Origin of the sequence: Citrobacter sp. RHBSTW-00881 (assembly GCF_013728515.1) — a bacterium.
Taxonomy (GTDB): Bacteria; Pseudomonadota; Gammaproteobacteria; order Enterobacterales; family Enterobacteriaceae; genus Citrobacter; species Citrobacter braakii.
Map to the genome: position 1 here is coordinate 4368190 of NZ_CP056269.1, position 22483 is coordinate 4390672.

A 22483-nucleotide genomic window follows, 5' to 3' on the forward strand; every position below is an offset into this window, starting at 1 on the left:
TGTACTGCGCCAACGTTAAAATCGGCTAACAAAAGTGTCTATAACTACGGCAGAAATGTCCACATTGATTATTTGCACGGCGTCACACTTTGTGATGCCACAGCATTTTAGTCCATAAGATTAGCGAATCCTGCCTGACGGTTTTTATCCCTACTAACTACTGTTTATCCATACCCGTATTTTTGGATGGAGTAAGACGATGGCGATTGCAATTGGCCTCGATTTTGGCAGTGATTCAGTACGCGCTTTGGCAGTGGAATGTGCCACCGGAGAAGAAATCGCCACCAGCGTAGAGTGGTACCCACGTTGGCAGGAAGGACAGTATTGCGATGGCCCAAACAACCAGTTTCGCCATCATCCACGCGACTACATTGAATCGATGGAAGCGGCGCTGAAAACCGTGCTGGCCGAACTGAGCGTTAAACAGCGTGCGGAAGTGGTCGGGATTGGCGTTGACAGCACCGGTTCAACCCCGGCCCCCATCGATGCCGACGGCAACGTACTGGCGTTGCGTCCGGAGTTCGCTGAAAACCCAAATGCAATGTTTGTCCTGTGGAAAGATCACACCTCAGTAGAAGAAGCTGAAGAAATTACCCGTCTGTGCCACACACCGGGCAAGATCGATTACTCCCGCTATATCGGCGGTATTTATTCCAGCGAATGGTTCTGGGCCAAAATCCTGCATGTGACCCGTCAGGACCACGCGGTTGCCGAGGCCGCGGTTTCGTGGATTGAACTGTGCGATTGGGTTCCGGCCCTGCTCTCTAATACCGTACGTCCACAGGATATTCGTCGCGGTCGCTGCAGCGCCGGGCATAAATCCCTGTGGCATGAAAGCTGGGGTGGTCTACCGCCAGCCAGTTTCTTTGACGAACTCGACCCCATCCTCAACCGCCATCTGCAATACCCGATGTTTACCGATACCTTCACAGCCGACCTGCCGGTTGGCACCCTGTGCGCCGAGTGGGCGCAGCGTCTGGGACTACCGGAAAGCGTGGTGATTGCAGGCGGCGCTTTTGACTGCCATATGGGCGCGGTCGGCGCGGGCGCACAGCCCAATACGCTGGTGAAAGTCATTGGCACGTCGACCTGCGACATTCTGATTGCTGACAAACACAGCGTCGGCGAGCGCGCGGTGAAAGGCATTTGCGGCCAGGTTGATGGCAGCGTGGTGCCGCATTTTATTGGCCTCGAGGCAGGCCAGTCCGCGTTCGGCGATATCTATGCCTGGTTTAGCCGTGTGCTGAGCTGGCCGCTGGAGCAGCTTGCCACGCAACACCCGGAGCTGAAGACCCAGATTAAAGCCAGCCAAAAACAGCTGCTACCAGCGCTAACCGAAGCCTGGGCGAGAAATCCGTCGCTGGATCATTTGCCGGTGGTGCTCGACTGGTTCAACGGTCGCCGTACGCCCAATGCCAACCAGCGTCTGAAAGGGGTGATTACCGATCTGAATCTGGCAACCGACGCGCCAGCGCTGTTCGGCGGTCTGATTGCCGCCACCGCCTTTGGTGCACGCGCCATCATGGAATGCTTCACCGAACAAGGCATTGCGGTTAACAACGTAATGGCGCTAGGCGGCATCGCCCGTAAAAATCCGGTCATCATGCAGGCCTGCTGTGACGTGCTCAACCGTCCGCTACAGATTGTCGCTTCAGACCAGTGCTGCGCACTCGGTGCGGCTATCTTTGCCGCCGTTGCCGCGAAAGTACACACCGATATCCCAGCCGCTCAGCAACAGATGGCAAGCGCCGTGGAAAACACGCTGCAACCTCGACCAGAGCAGGCTCAACGTTTTGAACAGCTTTACCGCCGCTACCAGCAGTGGGCGATAAGCGCTGAACAACAATACCTTCCGACTGCCGCTCCGGCGCAACAAACCCCGGTAGACCAGGCAACCCTGACACATTAAGGACACGACAATGACGATTTTTGATAACTATGAAGTGTGGTTTGTGATTGGTAGCCAGCATCTGTATGGCCCTGAAACCCTGCGTCAGGTAACCCAACATGCCGAGCACGTCGTTAACGCGCTGAATACTGAAGCTAAACTGCCCTGCAAACTGGTTTTAAAACCGCTGGGTACTTCACCTGACGAGATTACCGCTATTTGTCGTGACGCTAACTACGACGATCGCTGCGCAGGTCTGGTGGTCTGGCTGCACACTTTCTCTCCGGCCAAAATGTGGATTAACGGTCTGACTATCCTCAACAAGCCGCTGATGCAATTCCATACCCAGTTCAACGCCGCCCTGCCGTGGGACAGCATTGATATGGACTTTATGAACCTGAACCAGACCGCGCACGGCGGCCGTGAGTTCGGCTTCATCGGCGCACGTATGCGTCAACAGCACGCCGTGGTCACCGGTCACTGGCAGGACAAACAAGCGCACGAACGCATCGGCTCCTGGATGCGCCAGGCCGTGTCCAAACAGGATACCCGCCATCTGAAAGTCTGCCGTTTTGGCGACAACATGCGTGAAGTCGCGGTCACCGATGGCGATAAAGTCGCTGCGCAGATCAAATTCGGCTTCTCGGTAAATACCTGGGCCGTAGGCGATCTGGTGCAGGTAGTGAACTCCATTAGCGACGGCGAAATCAACGCGCTAATCGATGAGTATGAAAGCACCTACACCATGACGGCGGCAACGCAAGTCCACGGTGAGAAACGTCAAAACGTACTGGAAGCGGCCCGTATTGAACTGGGGATGAAGCGCTTCCTGGAACAGGGCGGATTCCACGCCTTTACCACGACATTTGAAGATTTACACGGCCTGAAACAGCTCCCGGGTCTGGCCGTACAGCGTCTGATGCAGCAAGGCTACGGCTTTGCGGGCGAAGGCGACTGGAAAACCGCCGCTCTGCTTCGCATCATGAAGGTGATGTCAACCGGTCTGCAGGGCGGCACCTCATTTATGGAGGATTACACCTACCACTTCGAGAAAGGCAACGATCTGGTGCTCGGCTCGCACATGCTGGAAGTATGCCCGTCTATCGCGGTGGAAGATAAACCGATCCTCGACGTTCAGCATCTCGGCATTGGTGGCAAAGACGATCCCGCTCGTCTGATCTTCAACACCAAAACTGGTCCGGCAGTCGTTGCCAGCCTGATCGATCTTGGCGATCGCTATCGCCTGCTGGTTAACTGCATCGACACGGTTCAAACACCGCACTCCCTGCCGAAACTGCCGGTGGCTAACGCATTGTGGAAAGCCCAGCCTGATCTGCCAACCGCATCTGAAGCCTGGATCCTGGCCGGTGGCGCGCACCACACCGTCTTCAGCCACGCGCTGGATCTGAACGATATGCGCCAGTTCGCTGAAATGCACGATATCGAGATCGCCGTGATCGACAACGATACCCGCCTGCCGGCCTTTAAGGACGCGCTGCGCTGGAACGACGTCTATTACGGTTTTAAACGTTAATTATGTTGTTGCCGGGTGGCTCTGCGCTTGCCCGCCATCCGGCACAGAGGAATCAACATGTTAGAAGATCTCAAACGTCAGGTGCTGGAAGCCAATCTGGCGTTGCCTAAGCACCACCTGGTCACCTTGACCTGGGGGAACGTGAGTGCCGTCGATCGCGAGCGCGGCGTGTTTGTGATAAAACCTTCCGGGGTCGATTACAGCGTTATGACCGCAGAAGATATGGTCGTAGTCAGTATCGCCACCGGTGAGGTTGTAGAAGGTACGAAGAAACCCTCCTCCGACACCCCAACGCACCGTCTGCTGTATCAGGCATTCCCGACCATTGGCGGCATTGTTCATACCCATTCGCGTCATGCAACCATCTGGGCGCAGGCGGGCCAGTCGATTCCAGCCACGGGTACCACCCATGCGGACTATTTCTACGGATCGATTCCCTGCACACGGAAAATGACCGAGGAAGAAATCAACGGCGAATATGAGCGGGAAACCGGTAACGTGATCGTTGAAACCTTTGAGAAACAAGGCATTGACGCTTCGCAGATGCCTGGCGTGCTGGTGCACTCTCACGGTCCGTTTGCGTGGGGAAAAAACGCCGAAGATGCGGTACACAATGCCATCGTGCTGGAAGAAGTCGCCTACATGGGGATCTTCTGTCGCCAGCTCGCGCCGCAATTGCCGGATATGCAGCAAACCCTGTTAGATAAACATTACCTACGTAAACACGGCGCAAAAGCCTACTACGGTCAGTGAAAACAATCTGAGCGCGCCCGGAATCTCGGTGGCGCGCTCTCTGGTTATTCCTTTATATATTCCGCAAACGCACTTCGATACACACAGTTATTAGCACAAACGTATTTAATCACGTTGTCATAATGTCCCTGCGCCTCTTCACCATCCAGTGAATGAAAGAAAATGTAATCTGTAATCGTTGACTGCCAGCGCTGTCCATTCAACAGATAATTAATCACCGTATCACGATGACCATTTATTCTGTCATGCCCTTGCCAGTGAAAGAAAGCATTCCCACGTTCAATAACCTCAGTACGCCAAATTTGACCTGACCACGTTCTATACTCAATATATTGACTTACTGATTTAATTGTAGGGTTAGATAACTGAGTATTAACAAATAAATAGTGATCATATCCTACCTGTAACGCCTGAGTATAAATATCCATAATAGGCCTCCATAACACTACGCCCCCAAGCTATTGATATAAAACACCCGAGATATCTGATGAATAAAATTATATTCAGCGATAAAATCAAATTATACAGAGAGATATTCCCGACGAAATCGAACCGAAAATCCGTTTTTATCCAGACAATAGCAAGCCATAAAAATATATTATATTCAACCAGGTAACCCGAGTGTTTGATTAAAATAGTTACACTATCCATGAATAAAAACAAATAAAAAAAGAACCATTTTTCCTGAACCGAGGGATGAGTAACAAAACCGTACGAGCACGATTCCGAAAATGACATAAAAATCCTGAAACGGACTTCCAATTTATGAAACAAATATAATTACAAAAGAATAATAGATACAAATAGCCATGACAGGCCAATAAAATAATTCAAGGAAGAGTTTTCAATTAAGGCATTCATTTATTAAATATCAAACCCTATCCAGTAACACTTTTACTGCGGAGGGCATTTTACTGTTACTGTCACAATAACTGCCCGCAGTTCTCATTTTTAACTGTACAAAATAACAGTACAATCGTGTAAACCAGGCTATAATAATGCCTGGTTTTTTAATGGGTACGCAGCGTGGCGCAGGCAGGCTTTATTTTAACCCGGCACTGGCGGGACACCCCGCAGGGAACTGAGGTCACATTCTGGCTGGCTACGGACGACGGGCCGCTACAGGTCACGCTCGCGCCTCAGGAGTCGGTCGCGTTTATTCCTGTCAGTCAGGTTCCTCGCGTAGCGTCATTATTACGCAATGAAAACGGCTATCGTCTGACGCCGCTGCAATTGCAAGACTTCCACCGCCAGCCCGTTTCCGGCCTGTATTGCCGCTCACATCGCCAGCTTATGCGGCTGGAAAAGCTGCTGCGTGAAAACGCAATTACCGTCTACGAGGCCGACGTGCGTCCGCCGGAACGGTATCTGATGGAGCGTTTTATCACCTCACCTGTTTGGGTTGAAGGCGACAGACATAACGGTACGCTGGTTAATGCCCGGTTGAAGCCGAACCCTGACTATCGACCGCCGCTGAAATGGGTCTCGCTGGATATCGAAACCACGCGACACGGCGAACTCTACTGTATCGGCCTTGAAGGCTGTGGGCAGCGTATTGTCTACATGCTCGGCCCGGCAAACGGCGATGCCTCAGCGCTGGATTTTGAACTTGAATATGTCGCAAGCCGCCCGCAGTTACTGGAAAAGCTCAACGACTGGATTGCCCGTCACGATCCTGATGTGGTAATCGGCTGGAACGTCGTGCAATTCGATTTACGCGTCCTGCAAAAGCATGCCGAACGTTACCGCATTCCCCTGCGTTTTGGCCGTGACAATAGCGAGCTGGAGTGGCGCGAACATGGCTTCAAAAACGGCGTATTCTTCGCGCAGGCTAAAGGTCGCCTGATTATCGACGGCATTGAGGCGCTTAAATCCGCATTCTGGAATTTCTCATCCTTTTCGCTGGAAACGGTGTCACAGGAGCTGCTGGGCGAAGGGAAGTCGATAGATAATCCCTGGGACAGGATGGACGAAATAGATCGCCGGTTTGCCCAGGATAAGCCCGCGCTTGCCACCTACAATCTCAAAGACTGTGAGCTGGTCACGCGTATTTTTCATAAAACCGAGATCATGCCATTTTTGCTGGAACGATCGACGGTAAACGGCCTGCCGGTCGACCGGCACGGCGGTTCCGTTGCCGCCTTCGGCCATCTCTACCTACCGCGAATGCACCGGGCGGGCTATGTGGCACCGAATCTGGGGGAAGTTCCCGCGCACGCCAGCCCCGGTGGCTACGTGATGGACTCGCGCCCGGGTTTGTACGACTCCGTGCTGGTGCTGGATTACAAAAGCCTGTACCCGTCAATTATTCGTACTTTTTTGATCGATCCAGTGGGACTTATCGAAGGGATGGCACAGCCGGATCGGGAACACAGTACCGAGGGGTTCCTTGACGCCTGGTTCTCACGCAAAAAGCACTGTCTGCCGGAAATCGTTACCCAGATCTGGCATGGGCGCGATGAAGCCAAACGCCGCGGCAATAAGCCGCTCTCACAGGCGCTGAAAATCATCATGAACGCGTTTTACGGCGTGCTTGGCACCACCGCCTGCCGCTTTTTCGACCCGAGGCTGGCTTCGTCTATCACCATGCGCGGTCACGCGATCATGCGTCAGACCAAAGCGCTGATTGAGGCTCAGGGTTACGACGTCATCTATGGCGACACCGACTCCACCTTTGTCTGGCTTAAAAAGGCGCACTCGGAAGACGATGCGGCCCGGATTGGTCGGGATCTGGTGAGCTATGTCAACAACTGGTGGGCGCAATCGCTGAAGCAGCAAAACCTGACCAGCGCGCTGGAGCTGGAATTTGAAACCCACTTTTGTCGCTTTCTGATGCCGACCATTCGCGGTGCGGATACCGGCAGCAAAAAACGCTACGCCGGAATGATTCAGTCAGGTGCTGAGCAACGCATGGTATTTAAAGGTCTGGAAACGGTACGAACCGACTGGACGCCGCTGGCCCAGCAGTTTCAGCAGGAGCTGTACCTGCGAATTTTTCGTAACGAGCCTTATCAAGAGTTTGTTCGCGAGACTATCGACCGTCTGATGGCGGGTGAACTGGATGAACACCTGGTGTACCGCAAACGCCTGCGCCGCCCGCTGAGCGAATACCAGCGGAATGTTCCGCCACACGTTCGCGCCGCGCGGCTCGCTGATGAGCAGAATGTCAAACTGGGGCGTCCGCAGCAGTATCAGAATCGTGGCACGATTAAATATGTCTGGACGATAAATGGACCTGAACCTGTTGATTATCAGCAATCTGCACTTGATTACGAGCATTATCTGACCCGCCAGATCCAGCCGGTTGCCGAGGGAATTCTTCCCTTTATTGATGATAATTTTGCTACACTACTCACAGGACAACTGGGGTTATTTTGACGCGTGACGAAACCGCCGCCATCCAGTACCATAGCGCCCTTTCCATTCCTGGACCCATTTAACACCCCTACCACTGATTTATTAGCCTGGTAGCGGGGTCGTATGCTCTCAATAACGGGGACTAGCCCGGAAAATGACGAGTATTGCCTGCAATTAAAGATATAGAGCCGAACATATATGCCTTTTACACTTGGTCAACGCTGGATCAGCGATACAGAAAGCGAATTGGGACTTGGTACTGTTGTCGCCATGGATGCGCGAACCGTCACTTTACTTTTCTCATCGACGGGTGAAAACCGTCTGTATGCGCGCAGTGATTCCCCCGTGACCCGCGTGATGTTCAATCCTGGCGACACGATAACGAGCCATGAAGGCTGGCAACTGCATGTCGATGAAGTAAAAGAAGAAAACGGCCTGCTTGCCTATATCGGAACCCGCCTTGATACCGAAGAAACCGGTGTAACGCTGCGTGAAGTGCTGCTCGACAGCAAACTGGTTTTCAGTAAACCCCAGGATCGCCTGTTTGCCGGCCAGATTGACCGTATGGACCGCTTTGCGCTGCGCTATCGCGCACGTAAATTTCAGAGCGAACAGTACCGTATGCCGTGGAGTGGTTTGCGTGGTCAACGTACCAGCCTGATCCCCCACCAGCTCAACATTGCCCATGATGTCGGCCGTCGTCATGCCCCTCGCGTGCTACTGGCAGACGAAGTTGGTTTAGGTAAAACCATTGAAGCAGGGATGATCCTGCATCAACAGCTGCTGTCAGGCGCCGCAGAGCGCGTGCTGATCATCGTCCCGGAGACGTTACAACACCAGTGGCTGGTCGAAATGCTGCGTCGTTTCAACCTGCGCTTTGCGCTGTTTGATGATGAGCGTTATGCAGAAGCGCAGCACGATGCCTACAACCCGTTTGAAACCGAACAGTTGGTTATCTGTTCGCTGGACTTTGCCCGTCGCAGTAAACAGCGTCTGGAGCACCTGTGTGATGCCGAATGGGATCTGCTGATTGTCGATGAAGCCCATCACCTGGTGTGGAGCGAAGACGCGCCCAGCCGTGAATATATGGCCGTTGAACAGCTGGCAGAGCGCGTACCAGGCATCCTGCTGCTGACCGCAACGCCGGAACAGCTGGGCCTGGAAAGCCACTTTGCGCGCCTGCGTCTACTGGATCCAAGCCGCTTCCACGATTTCGCCCAGTTTGTTGAAGAACAGAAAAATTACCGTCCGGTCGCCGACGCCGTCGCCATGTTACTGGCTGGCAACAAGCTGAGTAACAATGAGCTGAACATGTTAGGTGACATGATTGGCGAACAGGACATTGAGCCGTTATTGCAGGCGGCAAACAGCGACAGCGAAGACGCCCAGAGCGCGCGTCAGGAGCTGGTTTCGATGCTGATGGACCGCCACGGCACCAGCCGCGTGCTGTTCCGAAATACCCGTAACGGTGTGAAAGGCTTCCCTAAACGCGAGCTGCATACCATCAAATTGCCGTTGCCAACCCAATACCAGACGGCCATTAAAGTCTCCGGCATTATGGGCGCGCGTAAGAGTGCGGAAGACCGCGCGCGCGACATGCTCTACCCGGAGCAGATTTATCAGGAATTCGAAGGCGACACCGGCACCTGGTGGAACTTTGACCCGCGCGTGGAATGGCTGATGGGCTACCTGACCAGCCACCGCTCGCAAAAAGTTCTGGTCATCTGTGCGAAAGCCACCACTGCGCTTCAACTGGAGCAGGTTCTGCGCGAGCGCGAAGGTATCCGCGCCGCCGTGTTCCATGAAGGGATGTCGATCATTGAACGTGACCGCGCTGCGGCCTGGTTTAGCGAAGAAGATAGCGGCGCCCAGGTGATGCTGTGCTCTGAAATCGGCTCCGAAGGGCGTAACTTCCAGTTCGCCAGCCATCTGGTGATGTTTGATCTGCCTTTCAATCCGGACCTGCTGGAACAGCGTATTGGCCGTCTGGACCGTATTGGTCAGGTGCATGATATCCAGATCCACGTTCCATACCTGGAAAAAACCGCGCAATCCGTGCTGGTGCGTTGGTACCACGAAGGTCTGGATGCGTTCGAACACACTTGCCCGACCGGACGTACCATCTATGACACGGTATATAACAATCTGATCGGCTACCTGGCTGAGCCAGAAAACACCGATGGCTTTGACGATCTGATCAAAACCTGTCGCGAACAGCATGACGCGCTGAAAGCGCAACTGGAGCAAGGTCGCGATCGCCTGCTGGAGATCCACTCTAACGGCGGCGAAAAAGCGCTGGCGCTGGCTGAGAGTATTGAAGAACAGGACGACGATACCAGCCTGATCGCCTTCGCCATGAACCTGTTTGATATCGTTGGTATTAATCAGGATGACCGTGGCGACAATTTGATCGTGCTGACACCGTCCGATCATATGCTGGTGCCGGATTTCCCTGGGCTGCCGGAAGATGGCTGTACCATTACGTTTGAGCGTGATGTTGCCCTGTCGCGTGAAGACGCGCAGTTTATTACCTGGGAGCATCCGCTGATCCGTAATGGTCTGGATCTGATCCTCTCCGGCGACACCGGAAGCAGCACCATTTCTTTGCTGAAAAACAAAGCATTACCGGTCGGTACTCTGCTGGTTGAACTGGTCTACGTCGTTGAAGCGCAAGCGCCAAAACAGCTGCAGCTAAACCGCTTCCTGCCGCCAACTCCGGTACGCATGCTGCTGGACAAAAACGGCAACAACCTTGCCGCGCAGGTTGAATTCGAAACCTTTAACCGTCAGCTCAGCGCCGTTAACCGCCACACCGGCAGTAAACTGGTCAACGCCGTTCAGCAGGATGTTCATGCCATTCTGCAACTCGGTGAAGCGCAGGTAGAAAAATCGGCCCGCGCGCTGATCGACGCGGCGCGCAAAGAAGCGGACGAGAAGCTGACGGCTGAACTCTCCCGTCTGGAAGCGCTGCGTGCCGTTAACCCGAACATCCGTGATGACGAACTCAGCGCCATTGAAAGCAATCGTCAGCTGGTGATGGAAAGCCTGGATCAGGCGGGATGGCGTCTGGATGCCCTGCGCCTGATCGTCGTGACACATCAGTAACGGAGCCTGACATGGGGATGGAAAACTATAATCCGCCGCAGGAACCCTGGCTGGTTATCCTGTATCAGGATGAGCACATTATGGTGGTCAACAAGCCGAGCGGCTTGTTGTCCGTGCCGGGTCGTCTGGATGAACACAAAGACAGCGTGATGACGCGTATTCAGCGCGATTACCCGCAGGCTGAATCCGTACATCGTCTGGATATGGCAACCAGCGGCGTGATTGTAGTGGCGCTAACTAAAGCGGCAGAGCGCGAGCTAAAGCGCCAGTTTCGCGAACGCGAGCCGAAGAAACAGTATGTCGCACGCGTCTGGGGACATCCCGCTCCGGCCGAGGGGCTGGTTGATTTACCGCTGATTTGCGACTGGCCGAATCGGCCAAAGCAGAAAGTGTGTTATGAGGCCGGAAAATCGGCGCAGACCGAGTATGAAGTGGTGGAGTTTGCGGAAGATAACACCGCCCGGGTCGTGCTCAAACCCATTACCGGACGCTCCCACCAGTTGCGTGTGCATATGCTGGCATTAGGGCATCCGATTCTGGGCGACCGCTTCTACGCCCCGCCACAGGCCCTGGCGTTAGCGCCGCGCCTGCTGCTGCACGCAGAGATGTTAACTATCACGCATCCCGAATACGGCAACAGTATGACGTTTAAAGTTCCAGCAGATTTTTAAACGCTGGCCCCATTTAGGCCGGTGGGCTTCGCTTACCCGGCCTACATTTATTAACGTAGGCCGGATAAGGCGCTAGCTGCCATCCGGCATAACGATTATTTAAAACCTTTCTGTTCTTTAATTAGCTCGTAAGCTTTTTGAATTTCCTGTGCTTTTTGCTTCGCCATTTCCATCATTTCTGGCGGCAGGCCTTTCGCCACCAGTTTGTCCGGATGGTGCTCGCTCATCAGCTTACGGTATGCGCGCTTAATGGTGGTCGCATCATCGGTCGCTTTCACACCCAGCACATTGCAGGCGTCTTCCAGCGTCGGACCGCGTTGCGCCTGCTGCCAGCCACCGCCGCCGGACTGCTGCTGATATCCGCCGCCAAACTGGGCGCCGCCCTGCATCATGCGCAGAAACTGATCAAACTGGGTACGTGAGATCCCCAACTCTTCAGCAATCACATACAGCACTTCACGCTCGTTCGGATGCAACGACCCATCGGCAAAAGCCGCCTGGATCTGAATCTCCAGAAACATGCGGATCAGATCGAAGCGACCAAAACAGACGCTGCGAAACTGACGCATTTTTTCACGTAATGGGTAATTGTCCGATTTTCCCACCCGGAAGGCATGTTGCGCGGCGGTACGCGAGTCGCCGTGCAAATTCATTCGATCCATCAATTGACTGGCGATATGGATATCGGCTTCCGTGACGCGACCTTTGGATTTGGTCAGATGCCCCATCACCTCAAAAGTGGTGGCAAAAAACAGCGCCTGGCGTTCACGCTGGTTGGCAAACCACGCCATTTTGCGCATGCGGGCTTTGTCGAACATGTGACCAACTAACAGGCCCAGAACCACACCCCAGAAGCCGCCGCCCATCATTAAGGCCACGGCGACACCAATTATCTTTCCCCAATACTGCATAGACTCCCCAAATCTTTCTGCTCTCAGCCAGGATATGTCCCACAATATAAGGTGCTTTTACCGATTTACGGCTGCGGTCAATTGTGGGACATCGCCTATAATTTGCATTATCATACCTGTCATTCTATGCCGTGCCTAACACCACAAACGCTATACCCGTTGGATTTCGAGTTGCAACAAGGCGGCAACGCAGTGACCAATTCGTCTGGAACGAAGATGCAGCTTGAAAGGTGGCGGGATAAAATGGGCAGGATTAATACTAGCGAAGTGAAGATGAGATAAGTTAGGCTGTGACCGTTTGTCACGCGCGACGCTACTGATGATGGAACAATAAATACAACGTATGAAAAAACGTATTCCCACTCTTCTGGCCACCATGATTGCCAGCGCCCTCTATAGCCATCAGGGTCTGGCAGCCGATCTCGCCTCACAGTGTATGCTGGGCGTGCCAAGCTATGACCGTCCTCTGGTACAGGGCGAGACTAATGAATTACCCGTCACCATCACTGCTGACAACGCGAAAGGGAATTACCCGGATGACGCGGTGTTTACCGGCAATGTGGACATCGCACAGGGTAACAGCCGCCTGCAGGCCGACGAAGTGCAGCTTCATCAGAAGCAGGCAGAAGGCCAGCCGGAGCCAGTTCGTACCGTCGATGCGCTGGGCAATGTCCATTATGATGACAATCAGGTTATTCTGAAGGGGCCGAAGGGCTGGTCTAATCTGAATACCAAAGATACCAACATCTGGGAAGGTGATTATCAGATGGTAGGTCGTCAGGGGCGCGGAAAAGCCGATCTGATGAAGCAGCGTGGGGAAAACCGCTATACCATTCTGGAAAACGGTAGCTTCACCTCCTGTCTGCCAGGTTCCAATACCTGGAGCGTCGTCGGTAGCGAAGTCATTCACGACCGTGAAGAACAGGTCGCAGAGATCTGGAACGCCCGTTTTAAACTGGGTCCGGTTCCGGTCTTTTACAGTCCTTATTTACAGTTACCCGTCGGCGATAAGCGTCGCTCTGGTTTCCTGATCCCGAACGCAAAATACTCTACCAATAACTATTTTGAGTTCTATCTCCCGTATTATTGGAACATTGCGCCCAATATGGACGCCACCATCACGCCGCATTATATACATCGTCGTGGCGGTATCATGTGGGAGAACGAATTCCGCTACCTCACCCAGGCGGGCGCAGGTCTGATGGAGTTCGACTATCTGAATTCCGATAAAGTGTACGAGGATGAACACCCGAAGGATGATAATTCCCGCCGCTGGCTGTTCTACTGGCAGCACGCCGGTGTAATGGATCAGGTGTGGCGTTTTAACGTCGACTACACCAAGGTCAGCGATTCCAGCTACTTTAACGACTTTGACAACAAGTACGGTTCCAGTACTGACGGCTACGCCACGCAAAAATTCAGCGTCGGCTATGCGGTACAAAACTTTGATGCGACAGTTTCGACCAAGCAGTTCCAGGTCTTTGACGATCAGAACAACAGTAGCTATTCCGCTCAGCCACAGTTAGACGTCAACTTCTATCAGAATGACGTCGGTCCGTTTGACACCCGAATTTATGGGCAGGCGGTCCATTTCGTTAATACCAACGACAACATGCCGGAAGCAACGCGTGTTCACCTCGAACCGACCATCAACCTGCCATTGTCGAATAACTGGGGAAGTATCAATACCGAAGCGAAACTGCTGGCAACGCACTATCAGCAAACTAACCTGGATTGGTACAACAACAACCCGAGTAACGTTAACAAGCTCGATGATTCTGCCAACCGTGTTATGCCGCAGTTTAAAGTTGACGGCAAGATGATCTTCGAGCGCGACATGAACATGTTAGCGCCGGGCTATACCCAAACGCTGGAGCCCCGTGCTCAGTACCTGTATGTACCGTATCGCGACCAAAGTCATATCTATAACTATGACTCGTCCCTGCTGCAATCTGACTACAGCGGCCTGTTCCGTGATCGTACCTATGGCGGTCTGGACCGCATCGCATCTGCCAACCAGGTAACGACCGGGGTCACATCTCGCGTTTATGATGACGCGGCCGTTGAACGTTTTAATATTTCTGTGGGTCAAATCTACTATTTCACCGAGTCTCGCACTGGCGATGACAACATTAAATGGGAGAATGACGACAAAACGGGCTCACTGGTATGGGCTGGCGACACCTACTGGCGCATCTCCGATCGCTGGGGTTTACGCAGTGGGATCCAGTACGACACGCGTCTGGACAGCGTTGCAACCAGCAGCAGCAGTATCGAATACCGCCGCGACGAAAACCGTATGCTGCAGCTGAACTACCGTTATGCCAGCTCTGAATATATCCAGGCAACCCTGCCGTCTTACTACTCTACAGCAGAGCAGTATAAAAACGGGATTTCACAGGTGGGCGCGGTAGCAAGCTTCCCGATCGCCGACCGCTGGTCGATTGTCGGGGCTTACTACTTCGATACCAACGTGAACAAAGAAGCAGATTCCATGCTGGGACTGCAGTACAACTCCTGCTGTTACGCCATTCGCTTCGGCTACGAACGTAAGCTGAACGGCTGGGATGACACTCAGCAACATGCAGTTTATGACAACACGATCGGCTTTAATATCGAACTACGCGGCCTGAGTTCTAACTACGGTCTCGGCACCAACCAAATGTTGCGTTCTAACATTTTGCCGTATCAAAGCTCTTTATGATCTGATTGATTTACAACGTAATCCGCTTTGCGGTTAATTGAAATGGAAAAAGTATGAAGAACTGGAAAACGCTGCTTCTCGGTATCGCCATGATCGCGAATACCAGTTTCGCTGCCCCGCAGGTAGTCGATAAAGTCGCAGCCGTCGTCAATAACGGCGTCGTTCTGGAAAGCGACGTCGATGGCTTAATGCAGTCAGTAAAACTTAATGCGGGTCAGGCTGGTCAACAATTACCGGACGACGCCACGCTGCGTCATCAGATCCTGGAACGTTTGATCATGGATCAAATCCTCCTGCAGATGGGTCAGAAGATGGGTGTTAAAATCTCTGACGAGCAACTGGATCAGGCGATTGCCAACATCGCCAAGCAAAACAACATGACGCTGGATCAGATGCGCAGCCGTCTGGCACAGGATGGCTTAAGCTATTCGACCTATCGTAACCAGATCCGCAAAGAGATGACCATCTCTGAAGTGCGTAACAACGAAGTTCGCCGTCGCGTTACTATCCTGCCTCAGGAAGTGGATGCTCTGGCGCAGCAGGTCGGCAACCAAAACGATGCCAGCACCGAGCTGAACCTGAGTCACATTCTGATCCCATTACCGGAAAACCCAACTTCTGACCAGGTTAACGCGGCTGAAAGTCAGGCGCGCTCTGTTGTTGATGAAGCGCGTAACGGTAGTGATTTCGGCAAACTGGCTATCACCTATTCCGCTGACCAGCAGGCGCTGAAAGGCGGCCAGATGGGTTGGGGACGTATTCAGGAGCTGCCAGGCATCTTTGCCCAGGCGCTAAGCACCGCGAAAAAAGGCGATATCATCGGCCCAATTCGTTCTGGTGTCGGCTTCCACATCCTGAAAGTCAACGATATGCGTGGTCAAAGCCAGAGCCTCTCCGTGACTGAAGTTCATGCCCGCCATATTCTGCTCAAGCCATCGCCGATCATGACCGATCAACAGGCGCGTCTGAAGCTGGAACAAATCGCAGCTGATATTAAGAGCGGTAAAACAACCTTCGCGGCAGCGGCTAAAGAGTTTTCTCAGGATCCGGGTTCTGCCAACCAGGGCGGCGATCTGGGCTGGGCTGCAGCGGATATTTTCGATCCCGCTTTCCGCGATGCGCTGACCAAACTTCACAAAGGCCAGATGAGTACCCCGGTGCACTCCTCTTTCGGGTGGCATCTGATCGAGCTGCTGGACACGCGTAACGTTGATAAAACTGACGCGGCGCAGAAAGACAGAGCTTATCGTATGCTGATGAACCGTAAATTCTCGGAAGAAGCGGCAACCTGGATGCAGGAACAGCGCGCCAGCGCCTACGTTAAAGTTCTGAGCAACTAATGACTCGTATTCAACGCGTTGTGATCACTCCCGGCGAACCCGCCGGGATTGGCCCGGACCTGGTGGTTCAGCTCGCCCAGCGTGAGTGGCCTGTAGAACTCGTTGTCTGTGCGGATGCCGCACTCCTCAGTGACCGGGCAGCAATGCTCGGTTTACCGCTTTCACTCCTCCCATACTCTCCAGATACCCCAGCCAGACCGCAATCAGCAGGTACGTTGACGCTGTTGCCGATTGCTCTGCGGGCGCCTGTTATCGCGGGTCAGTTGGCGGTAGAGAACGGACAATATGTGGTGGATACGCTGGCTCGCGCCTGCGATGGTTGTCTGCAAGGTGAGTTTGCGGCGCTGATTACCGGTCCGGTACACAAGGGCGTAATCAATGACGCAGGCGTCCCGTTTACCGGACATACCGAGTTTTTTGAAGAGCGCTCACAGGCAAAGAAAGTCGTCATGATGCTGGCGACTGAAGCGCTGCGCGTTGCCCTGGCAACCACTCATTTGCCGCTCAGAGCCGTTGCCGACGCCATTACGCCTGCTCTGCTTAAAGAAGTGATCGGTATTTTGCATCATGATTTGCGCACCAAGTTTGGCATTGCCGATCCGCATATTCTGGTGTGCGGTCTTAACCCGCATGCCGGTGAAGGTGGTCATATGGGAACGGAAGAGATAGACACCCTCATTCCTGTCCTTGATGAACTGCGTGCGCAGGGGATGAAATTAAACGGCCCGCTGCCCGCAGATACGCTGTTTCAGCCCAAATATCTCGACCACGCGGATGCTGTGCTGGCAATGTACCACGATCAGGGTCTCCCCGTGCTAAAATACCAGGGATTTGGTCGCGGTGTGAATATCACGCTGGGCCTGCCCTTTATTCGCACATCCGTCGATCACGGCACCGCGCTTGAACTTGCGGGTCGTGGGCAAGCAGATGTCGGCAGTTTTATTACGGCGCTTAATCTCGCCATCAAAATGATTGTTAATACCAATGAATAATCGAGTCCATCAGGGCCACTTAGCCCGTAAACGTTTCGGGCAAAACTTCCTCAACGATCAGTTTGTGATCGAAAGTATTGTCTCTGCTATCAACCCGCAGAAAGGTCAGGCTATGGTCGAAATCGGCCCGGGCCTGGCAGCGTTGACCGAACCTGTAGGCGAACGCCTGGACAAGCTCACGGTCATTGAGCTGGACCGCGATCTCGCCGCCCGCCTGCAAACACACCCGTTTTTAGGGCCGAAGCTGACTATTTATCAGCAAGATGCCATGACCATGAACTTCGGCGAACTCGCACAAACGATGGGTCAGCCGCTGCGCGTATTCGGCAACCTGCCGTATAACATCTCCACGCCGCTCATGTTCCATCTTTTTTCCTATACTGATGCCATCGCCGACATGCATTTCATGTTGCAAAAAGAGGTGGTCAACCGTCTGGTTGCAGGGCCAAACAGTAAAGCGTATGGTCGATTAAGCGTCATGGCGCAGTATTACTGCAATGTGATCCCGGTACTTGAAGTGCCGCCATCCGCATTTACGCCTGCGCCTAAAGTCGATTCCGCCGTGGTGCGTCTGGTCCCTCACGCGACAATGCCGTACCCCGTTAAAGATGTTCGTGTGCTGAGCCGTATTACCACTGAAGCGTTTAATCAGCGTCGCAAAACGGTACGTAATAGTCTCGGCAACCTGTTTAGCGTTGAAGTACTAACAGAGCTGGGCGTTGATCCGGCGATGCGAGCGGAAAATATCTCTGTCGCGCAATACTGCCGGATGGCTAACTATCTGTCAGAAAACGCGCCATCGAAGGAGAGTTAAACATGATCAATTCGCCCCGAGTGTGCATTCAGGTACAAAGCGTCTACATTGAGGCGCAATCCTCACCTGATGATGAACGTTACGTTTTTGCTTATACCGTGACTATCCGCAATTTGGGGCGAGCGCCTGTGCAGCTGTTAGGGCGTTATTGGTTGATCACCAATGGTCATGGCCGTGAAACCGAAGTTCAGGGCGAAGGCGTGGTTGGCGTTCAGCCCCACATCGAACCTGGCGAAGAGTACCAGTACACCAGCGGTGCGGTGATTGAAACACCGCTGGGCACCATGCAGGGTCATTACGAAATGATCGATGAGCAAGGGATCGCCTTTACCATCGACATTCCCGTGTTCCGACTCGCCGTTCCTACACTCATTCATTAAAACAATAGCTATGGCAACATACCTCATTGGCGACGTTCACGGTTGTTACGATGAACTGGTAGCCTTGCTGCACCAGGTTGACTTTAATCCAGAACAAGACACCTTATGGCTCACCGGCGATCTGGTCGCGCGTGGGCCAGGGTCGTTAGACGTTTTGCGCTACGTTAAATCGCTGGGCGACAGCGTGCGGTTAGTCCTCGGTAATCACGATTTACACCTGTTGGCCGTGTTTGCTGGCATCAGCCGTAATAAACCGAAAGACCGGCTCACGCCGCTGCTTGAGGCACCGGATGCTGACACGCTGCTTAACTGGCTACGTCGTCAGCCGCTGTTGCAGGTTGATGAAGAGAAGAAACTGGTCATGGCGCATGCAGGGATTACCCCACAGTGGGATCTGCAGACGGCGAAGGACTGTGCTCGCGATGTTGAAGCCGTGCTGTCGAGCGACTCTTATCCATTCTTCCTTGATGCCATGTACGGCGACATGCCAAATAACTGGACCCCGGAGCTGACGGGGCTGGCGCGCCTGCGTTTTATTACCAACGCGTTTACCCGCATGCGTTACTGCTTCCCCAACGGTCAGTTGGATATGTACAGCAAAGAGTCGCCAGAAGATGCGCCTGCCCCGCTGAAGCCGTGGTTTGCCATTCCTGGACCGGTCAGTGAAGCCTATAGCATTGCATTCGGGCACTGGGCATCGCTGGAGGGCAAAGGCACGCCAGAAGGTATTTACGCGTTAGATACGGGGTGTTGCTGGGGCGGGGATCTCACCTGTCTGCGTTGGGAAGACAAACAGTACTTTGTACAGCCATCAAATCGCCATCTGAATCTGGATCCCGGCGAGGCCGTCAACGCCTGATAGCCGTCTGCCGGATGGCGGTGCTTACACCTAATCCGGCAGACGAATGTGCAATCTGTAGGCCTGATTAGCGCAACGCCATCAGGCATCCACATTAACGACGTTCCAAAATCTCGAAGCAGTAGCTGTGGGAGTTTTGCGCGTCAGCATCGTGGAATTCACTGAACACCGATTCCCAGTCATCCGGTTCGTAGTCCGGGAAATGCGTATCCCCTTCAACTTCCGCATCAATGTGTGTCAGATACAGTTTCTGCGCTTTCGGCAGGAACTGCTCATACACACGCCCACCGCCAATAACCATGATTTCAGGTTCATCGCCACAGGCCGCGATCGCTTCCTCAACAGACTTCACCCACTGCACGCGATCGTCGGTGCCAGGCTTGCTGCTGATGACGATATTTTTACGCCCTGGCAACGGTCGCCCGATGGATTCCCACGTGTGGCGTCCCATGACAACCGGCTTGTTTAAGGTATTACGTTTAAACCAGGCGAGATCGGCAGGTAGGTTCCATGGCATGGCATTTTCCATACCGATGACGCGATCTACCGCTAACGCCGCAATCAGACTGATCATTGAATGTTTCCCGGATACAAAAAAATTGTCGCCACTATACGGAAAGCGCAATCTTTCGTCGACTGGCGGAAAGAGGATGAGCATGAAAATTTTCCGTTCTGCTGGCGAACCGACCTATTTAAGGTGGTACGCCAGCATTACAGTAGTTCAAAAACAGCCAATTAGCAGTAAAGTTTGCAGAACATCACATTTTTTACCCTATACTGACGGTTTCACTTCCGGCTCATCGGCGACGTCGCCCGTATGCTTACCTTCATCCGTGCCTTGCCAGCCATGGCGTTGAATTAATGATAAGTGCTGACGATCTTCCGCAATAATTTCACTCAGCATTTCGCTGGTGCGTTTATATACCGCCGCGCGGGACGTTGCGTCATTTTCCCCTTTCACCATCTCCTCAACCATCAGCGTGTTGAAGCGGCGGAATACATCGGCCCGCTCACGCGCTTCATAGCGTCCAAGCCCAAGACCTTCCAGTGCCAGACGTCCGGTCTTCAGCGCGCCCTCAAAGGTTTCACGTTCCGGCATCTCCACGCCAGCCTGGCGCAGGCGGATGTAATGATCCACATCGCGCGCACGGGCAATAATTTGCAGATGCGGGAAATACTGTTTCACCATTTCGGTCAGTTGCAGGCTGGTTTGCGGATCATCAATGGCGTTAATAATAACTTCAGCTTTAGCCGCCCCGGCAGACTCCAGCAGATCCATCCGCGTCGCATCGCCATAGAAAACCTTCATGCCGAATTTACGCAGCGTTTCGATATGGTCCGGGTCATGATCAAGAACCACCATTTTGACCCCGCTCGACAACAACAGACGACCGGTTATCTGACCAAATTGCCCAAACCCGGCGATGATCACCCGAGGTTGTTCCTCGTCGATTTCATCTGCTTCCCGCTCTTCACCGGTCGCCAATTTTTCCAGACGCGTCAGAATTACCAGTAAAATCGGCGTCGCCGCCATCGACAGCGCCACCGCCAGCGTCAGAGATTTCGCCCAATCAGGATCAAGCACGTTTGCCATTTGCGCCGCGCCAAACACCACGAAGGCAAACTCACTGCCCTGCCCTAATAACACGGCAAACCATCTGCGCTGCTTGTTCGGCACCTGTAAGGGTTTCGCTATCAGCCACAGCATGACAGTTTTGATAACCAGGAAACCGACCAACAGAATGATAATGCGCAAGGGATTATCAATCAGCGTACCAAAGTCGATAGACATCCCGACGCCGATGAAAAACAGTCCCAGCAGCAGCCCTTTAAATGGCTCGATATCGCTTTCCAGCGCGTGACGATACTCAGAGCTTGCCAGCAGCACGCCAGCCAGGAACGCCCCCATCGCCATCGACAGTCCAACCTCTTCCAACAGCAGACCGAAGCCAAAAACGAGGAACAGCGCAACGGCACTGAATACTTCCCGCAGGCCAGAACGAGCGACAAAACGCAAGGCCGGACGCGTCACATAACGCCCCAGCAACACCACCAGCACCAGGGCGCTCGCCACTTTAAGGGCGGAGAGCGCAAACGCCCCAAGCGTTGTCGATGCGCCGCTCGCCGCAAGTAATGGGATCATCGCCACCAGAGGAATAGCGGCGATATCCTGGAACAACAGCACGGCAAACGCGCTGCGTCCCATTTGCGAAACCATCAGGTTCCGTTCATTCATCGCCTGCATAGCAATAGCCGTGGAGGAAAGCGCCAGCGTCATGCCGATCAGTTCCGCTACCTGCCAGCGCAGGCCGAGGAACATACAGAACAAACCAATCAGACCGCCGCATACCACCATCTGCAGCGCACCACCACCGAACACCGAGGCCCGCAGTTTCCACAAACGTTGCGGATCCAGCTCCAGACCGATGACAAACAGCATCAACACCACGCCAATCTCGGCAAAATGCAGGATTGATTCAGCGTCGGTCACCATCCTCAGACCCCATGGTCCAATAATGCACCCTGCGATGAGATACCCCAGCACTGACCCTAGCCCCAGTCGCACGGCAATGGGGACAATCAGCGCCGCCGATCCGAGATAAATCAGCGCCTGTATTAGCGTATGGTTATCCATGATGAACCTCCTGCCACTCCAACAGACGCTGTTTGTAATGACGCGCCTGCGCCTGCAGAGTTTCATCATCACAGATAAACGTACAGTGCATCGCAAACGGCGGCAGCCATTTGAGGCCACAGTAGAGTGCCGTTGCCTGTAAGGGCTGGGAAAGCACATCAAATCCGGGATGGGAGCCAATATCAAAGTGGTTTTCGCCGCCGCCGGTCGTCACTGCCCACAGCAGATGTTTACCGTGGAGCGCAGTCCCGCCGTGGCCATATGCCCAACCGTGCGAAAGGACCTTATCCATCCACAGCTTGAGTAAGGGAGGTGTGCTATACCATTGCATAGGATGCTGCCAGATAATCAAATCAGCGCGCGCCAGCGCATCCTGTTCAGCGGCAATATCGATATTGAAGTCGGGGTAGAGCTGGTAGAGCGAGCGGATCTCCACGCCCTCCAGCATCCTTGCCTGTTCAAGCATCCGCTTATTCGCATGCGAGTGCTGCGGATAGGGATGCGCATAAATGATGAGGATCATGATTAGCCTGTTTCACT

At 53.6% G+C, this 22483-nt stretch carries 17 protein-coding genes; 12 read left to right on the forward strand and 5 right to left on the reverse strand.

The annotated features are described in order from the left end of the window. Window positions 1-199 precede the first annotated feature (199 nt). The 3 genes from araB to araD are packed head-to-tail and all read left to right on the forward strand — an operon-like array spanning window position 200 to window position 4175. A complete protein-coding gene (gene araB / locus HV311_RS21100) occupies window positions 200-1909 on the forward strand; it encodes a ribulokinase (protein WP_075847948.1) in 1710 nt (569 codons plus the stop codon). Window positions 1910-1919: 10 nt separating this feature from the next. Then, complete coding sequence (gene araA, locus HV311_RS21105; RefSeq protein ID WP_016155678.1) at window positions 1920-3422, forward strand: L-arabinose isomerase; 1503 nt, start codon at window positions 1920-1922, stop codon at window positions 3420-3422. Window positions 3423-3479: 57 nt separating this feature from the next. Continuing rightward, window positions 3480-4175, forward strand: a complete 696-nt coding sequence (gene araD / locus HV311_RS21110) for an L-ribulose-5-phosphate 4-epimerase (RefSeq protein ID WP_047358339.1) — start codon at window positions 3480-3482, stop codon at window positions 4173-4175. A 44-nt stretch (window positions 4176-4219) separates the two neighbouring features. On the opposite strand, the gene HV311_RS21115 is transcribed toward araD, so the two are convergent. After that, the gene (locus HV311_RS21115) at window positions 4220-4603 is read right to left on the reverse strand and encodes a DUF4751 family protein (RefSeq protein WP_016155677.1); all 384 of its coding nucleotides are present in this window, start codon (window positions 4601-4603) and stop codon (window positions 4220-4222) included. 598 nt (window positions 4604-5201) lie between these two features. On the opposite strand from HV311_RS21115, the gene polB reads away from it, so the two are divergent. From polB to rluA, 3 genes are all read left to right on the forward strand, one after another. Continuing rightward, the gene (gene polB, locus HV311_RS21120) at window positions 5202-7553 is read left to right on the forward strand and encodes a DNA polymerase II (protein WP_191220427.1); all 2352 of its coding nucleotides are present in this window, start codon (window positions 5202-5204) and stop codon (window positions 7551-7553) included. A 177-nt stretch (window positions 7554-7730) separates the two neighbouring features. Then, window positions 7731-10637, forward strand: coding sequence for an RNA polymerase-associated protein RapA (gene rapA / locus HV311_RS21125; RefSeq protein WP_047498352.1), 2907 nt, complete (start codon window positions 7731-7733; stop codon window positions 10635-10637). Between the two features lie 11 nt (window positions 10638-10648). Next, complete coding sequence (rluA, locus tag HV311_RS21130) at window positions 10649-11308, forward strand: bifunctional tRNA pseudouridine(32) synthase/23S rRNA pseudouridine(746) synthase RluA (protein WP_191220428.1); 660 nt, start codon at window positions 10649-10651, stop codon at window positions 11306-11308. A 95-nt stretch (window positions 11309-11403) separates the two neighbouring features. Here the strand turns inward: rluA and djlA are convergent, their stop codons facing one another. Next, window positions 11404-12219, reverse strand: a complete 816-nt coding sequence (gene djlA, locus HV311_RS21135; RefSeq protein WP_005124510.1) for a co-chaperone DjlA — start codon at window positions 12217-12219, stop codon at window positions 11404-11406. A 343-nt stretch (window positions 12220-12562) separates the two neighbouring features. Between djlA and lptD the strand changes: the two genes are divergently transcribed. Genes lptD through apaH form a run of 6 tightly spaced genes read left to right on the forward strand, consistent with a single transcriptional unit; the run spans window position 12563 to window position 19308 of the window. Continuing rightward, window positions 12563-14923, forward strand: a complete 2361-nt coding sequence (gene lptD / locus HV311_RS21140; RefSeq protein ID WP_191220429.1) for an LPS assembly protein LptD — start codon at window positions 12563-12565, stop codon at window positions 14921-14923. 53 nt (window positions 14924-14976) lie between these two features. Beyond that, window positions 14977-16263, forward strand: a complete 1287-nt coding sequence (surA, locus tag HV311_RS21145; protein WP_191220430.1) for a peptidylprolyl isomerase SurA — start codon at window positions 14977-14979, stop codon at window positions 16261-16263. Beyond that, a complete protein-coding gene (pdxA, locus tag HV311_RS21150; RefSeq protein WP_016151664.1) occupies window positions 16263-17255 on the forward strand; it encodes a 4-hydroxythreonine-4-phosphate dehydrogenase PdxA in 993 nt (330 codons plus the stop codon). Before surA ends, pdxA begins: the two co-directional genes overlap by 1 nt. Next, a complete protein-coding gene (gene rsmA, locus HV311_RS21155; protein ID WP_003018865.1) occupies window positions 17248-18069 on the forward strand; it encodes a 16S rRNA (adenine(1518)-N(6)/adenine(1519)-N(6))-dimethyltransferase RsmA in 822 nt (273 codons plus the stop codon). Before pdxA ends, rsmA begins: the two co-directional genes overlap by 8 nt. A 2-nt stretch (window positions 18070-18071) precedes the next feature. Further along, window positions 18072-18449: a Co2+/Mg2+ efflux protein ApaG gene (gene apaG, locus HV311_RS21160; protein ID WP_003018867.1), complete on the forward strand. Its 378-nt coding sequence runs from the start codon at window positions 18072-18074 to the stop codon at window positions 18447-18449. A gap of 10 nt (window positions 18450-18459) precedes the next feature. Beyond that, window positions 18460-19308, forward strand: coding sequence for a bis(5'-nucleosyl)-tetraphosphatase (symmetrical) ApaH (gene apaH / locus HV311_RS21165; RefSeq protein ID WP_016151663.1), 849 nt, complete (start codon window positions 18460-18462; stop codon window positions 19306-19308). Window positions 19309-19402: 94 nt separating this feature from the next. Here the strand turns inward: apaH and folA are convergent, their stop codons facing one another. The 3 genes from folA to kefF all read right to left on the reverse strand — a co-directional run bounded on the left by folA (window position 19403) and on the right by kefF (window position 22466). Then, complete coding sequence (gene folA / locus HV311_RS21170; RefSeq protein ID WP_016151662.1) at window positions 19403-19882, reverse strand: type 3 dihydrofolate reductase; 480 nt, start codon at window positions 19880-19882, stop codon at window positions 19403-19405. Window positions 19883-20080: 198 nt separating this feature from the next. Then, complete coding sequence (gene kefC / locus HV311_RS21175) at window positions 20081-21943, reverse strand: glutathione-regulated potassium-efflux system protein KefC (protein WP_191220431.1); 1863 nt, start codon at window positions 21941-21943, stop codon at window positions 20081-20083. Further along, window positions 21936-22466 (reverse strand): glutathione-regulated potassium-efflux system oxidoreductase KefF, encoded by a 531-nt coding sequence (gene kefF / locus HV311_RS21180; RefSeq protein WP_016151660.1) that lies wholly within the window; start codon window positions 22464-22466, stop codon window positions 21936-21938. The genes kefC and kefF overlap by 8 nt, the downstream gene beginning before the upstream one ends. Between the last annotated feature and the right edge of the window lie 17 nt (window positions 22467-22483).

Excerpts from the sequence above, each read along its gene's own strand:
- araB (WP_075847948.1), top strand. The coding sequence starts at position 200 with ATGGCGATTGCAATTGGCCTCGATTTTGGCAGTGATTCAGTACGCGCT.
- araA (WP_016155678.1), top strand. The coding sequence starts at position 1,920 with ATGACGATTTTTGATAACTATGAAGTGTGGTTTGTGATTGGTAGCCAG.
- araD (WP_047358339.1), top strand. The coding sequence starts at position 3,480 with ATGTTAGAAGATCTCAAACGTCAGGTGCTGGAAGCCAATCTGGCGTTG.
- HV311_RS21115 (WP_016155677.1), bottom strand. The coding sequence starts at position 4,603 with ATGGATATTTATACTCAGGCGTTACAGGTAGGATATGATCACTATTTA.
- rapA (WP_047498352.1), top strand. The coding sequence starts at position 7,731 with ATGCCTTTTACACTTGGTCAACGCTGGATCAGCGATACAGAAAGCGAA.
- rluA (WP_191220428.1), top strand. The coding sequence starts at position 10,649 with ATGGGGATGGAAAACTATAATCCGCCGCAGGAACCCTGGCTGGTTATC.
- djlA (WP_005124510.1), bottom strand. The coding sequence starts at position 12,219 with ATGCAGTATTGGGGAAAGATAATTGGTGTCGCCGTGGCCTTAATGATG.
- lptD (WP_191220429.1), top strand. The coding sequence starts at position 12,563 with ATGAAAAAACGTATTCCCACTCTTCTGGCCACCATGATTGCCAGCGCC.
- surA (WP_191220430.1), top strand. The coding sequence starts at position 14,977 with ATGAAGAACTGGAAAACGCTGCTTCTCGGTATCGCCATGATCGCGAAT.
- pdxA (WP_016151664.1), top strand. The coding sequence starts at position 16,263 with ATGACTCGTATTCAACGCGTTGTGATCACTCCCGGCGAACCCGCCGGG.
- rsmA (WP_003018865.1), top strand. The coding sequence starts at position 17,248 with ATGAATAATCGAGTCCATCAGGGCCACTTAGCCCGTAAACGTTTCGGG.
- apaG (WP_003018867.1), top strand. The coding sequence starts at position 18,072 with ATGATCAATTCGCCCCGAGTGTGCATTCAGGTACAAAGCGTCTACATT.
- apaH (WP_016151663.1), top strand. The coding sequence starts at position 18,460 with ATGGCAACATACCTCATTGGCGACGTTCACGGTTGTTACGATGAACTG.
- folA (WP_016151662.1), bottom strand. The coding sequence starts at position 19,882 with ATGATCAGTCTGATTGCGGCGTTAGCGGTAGATCGCGTCATCGGTATG.
- kefC (WP_191220431.1), bottom strand. The coding sequence starts at position 21,943 with ATGGATAACCATACGCTAATACAGGCGCTGATTTATCTCGGATCGGCG.
- kefF (WP_016151660.1), bottom strand. The coding sequence starts at position 22,466 with ATGATCCTCATCATTTATGCGCATCCCTATCCGCAGCACTCGCATGCG.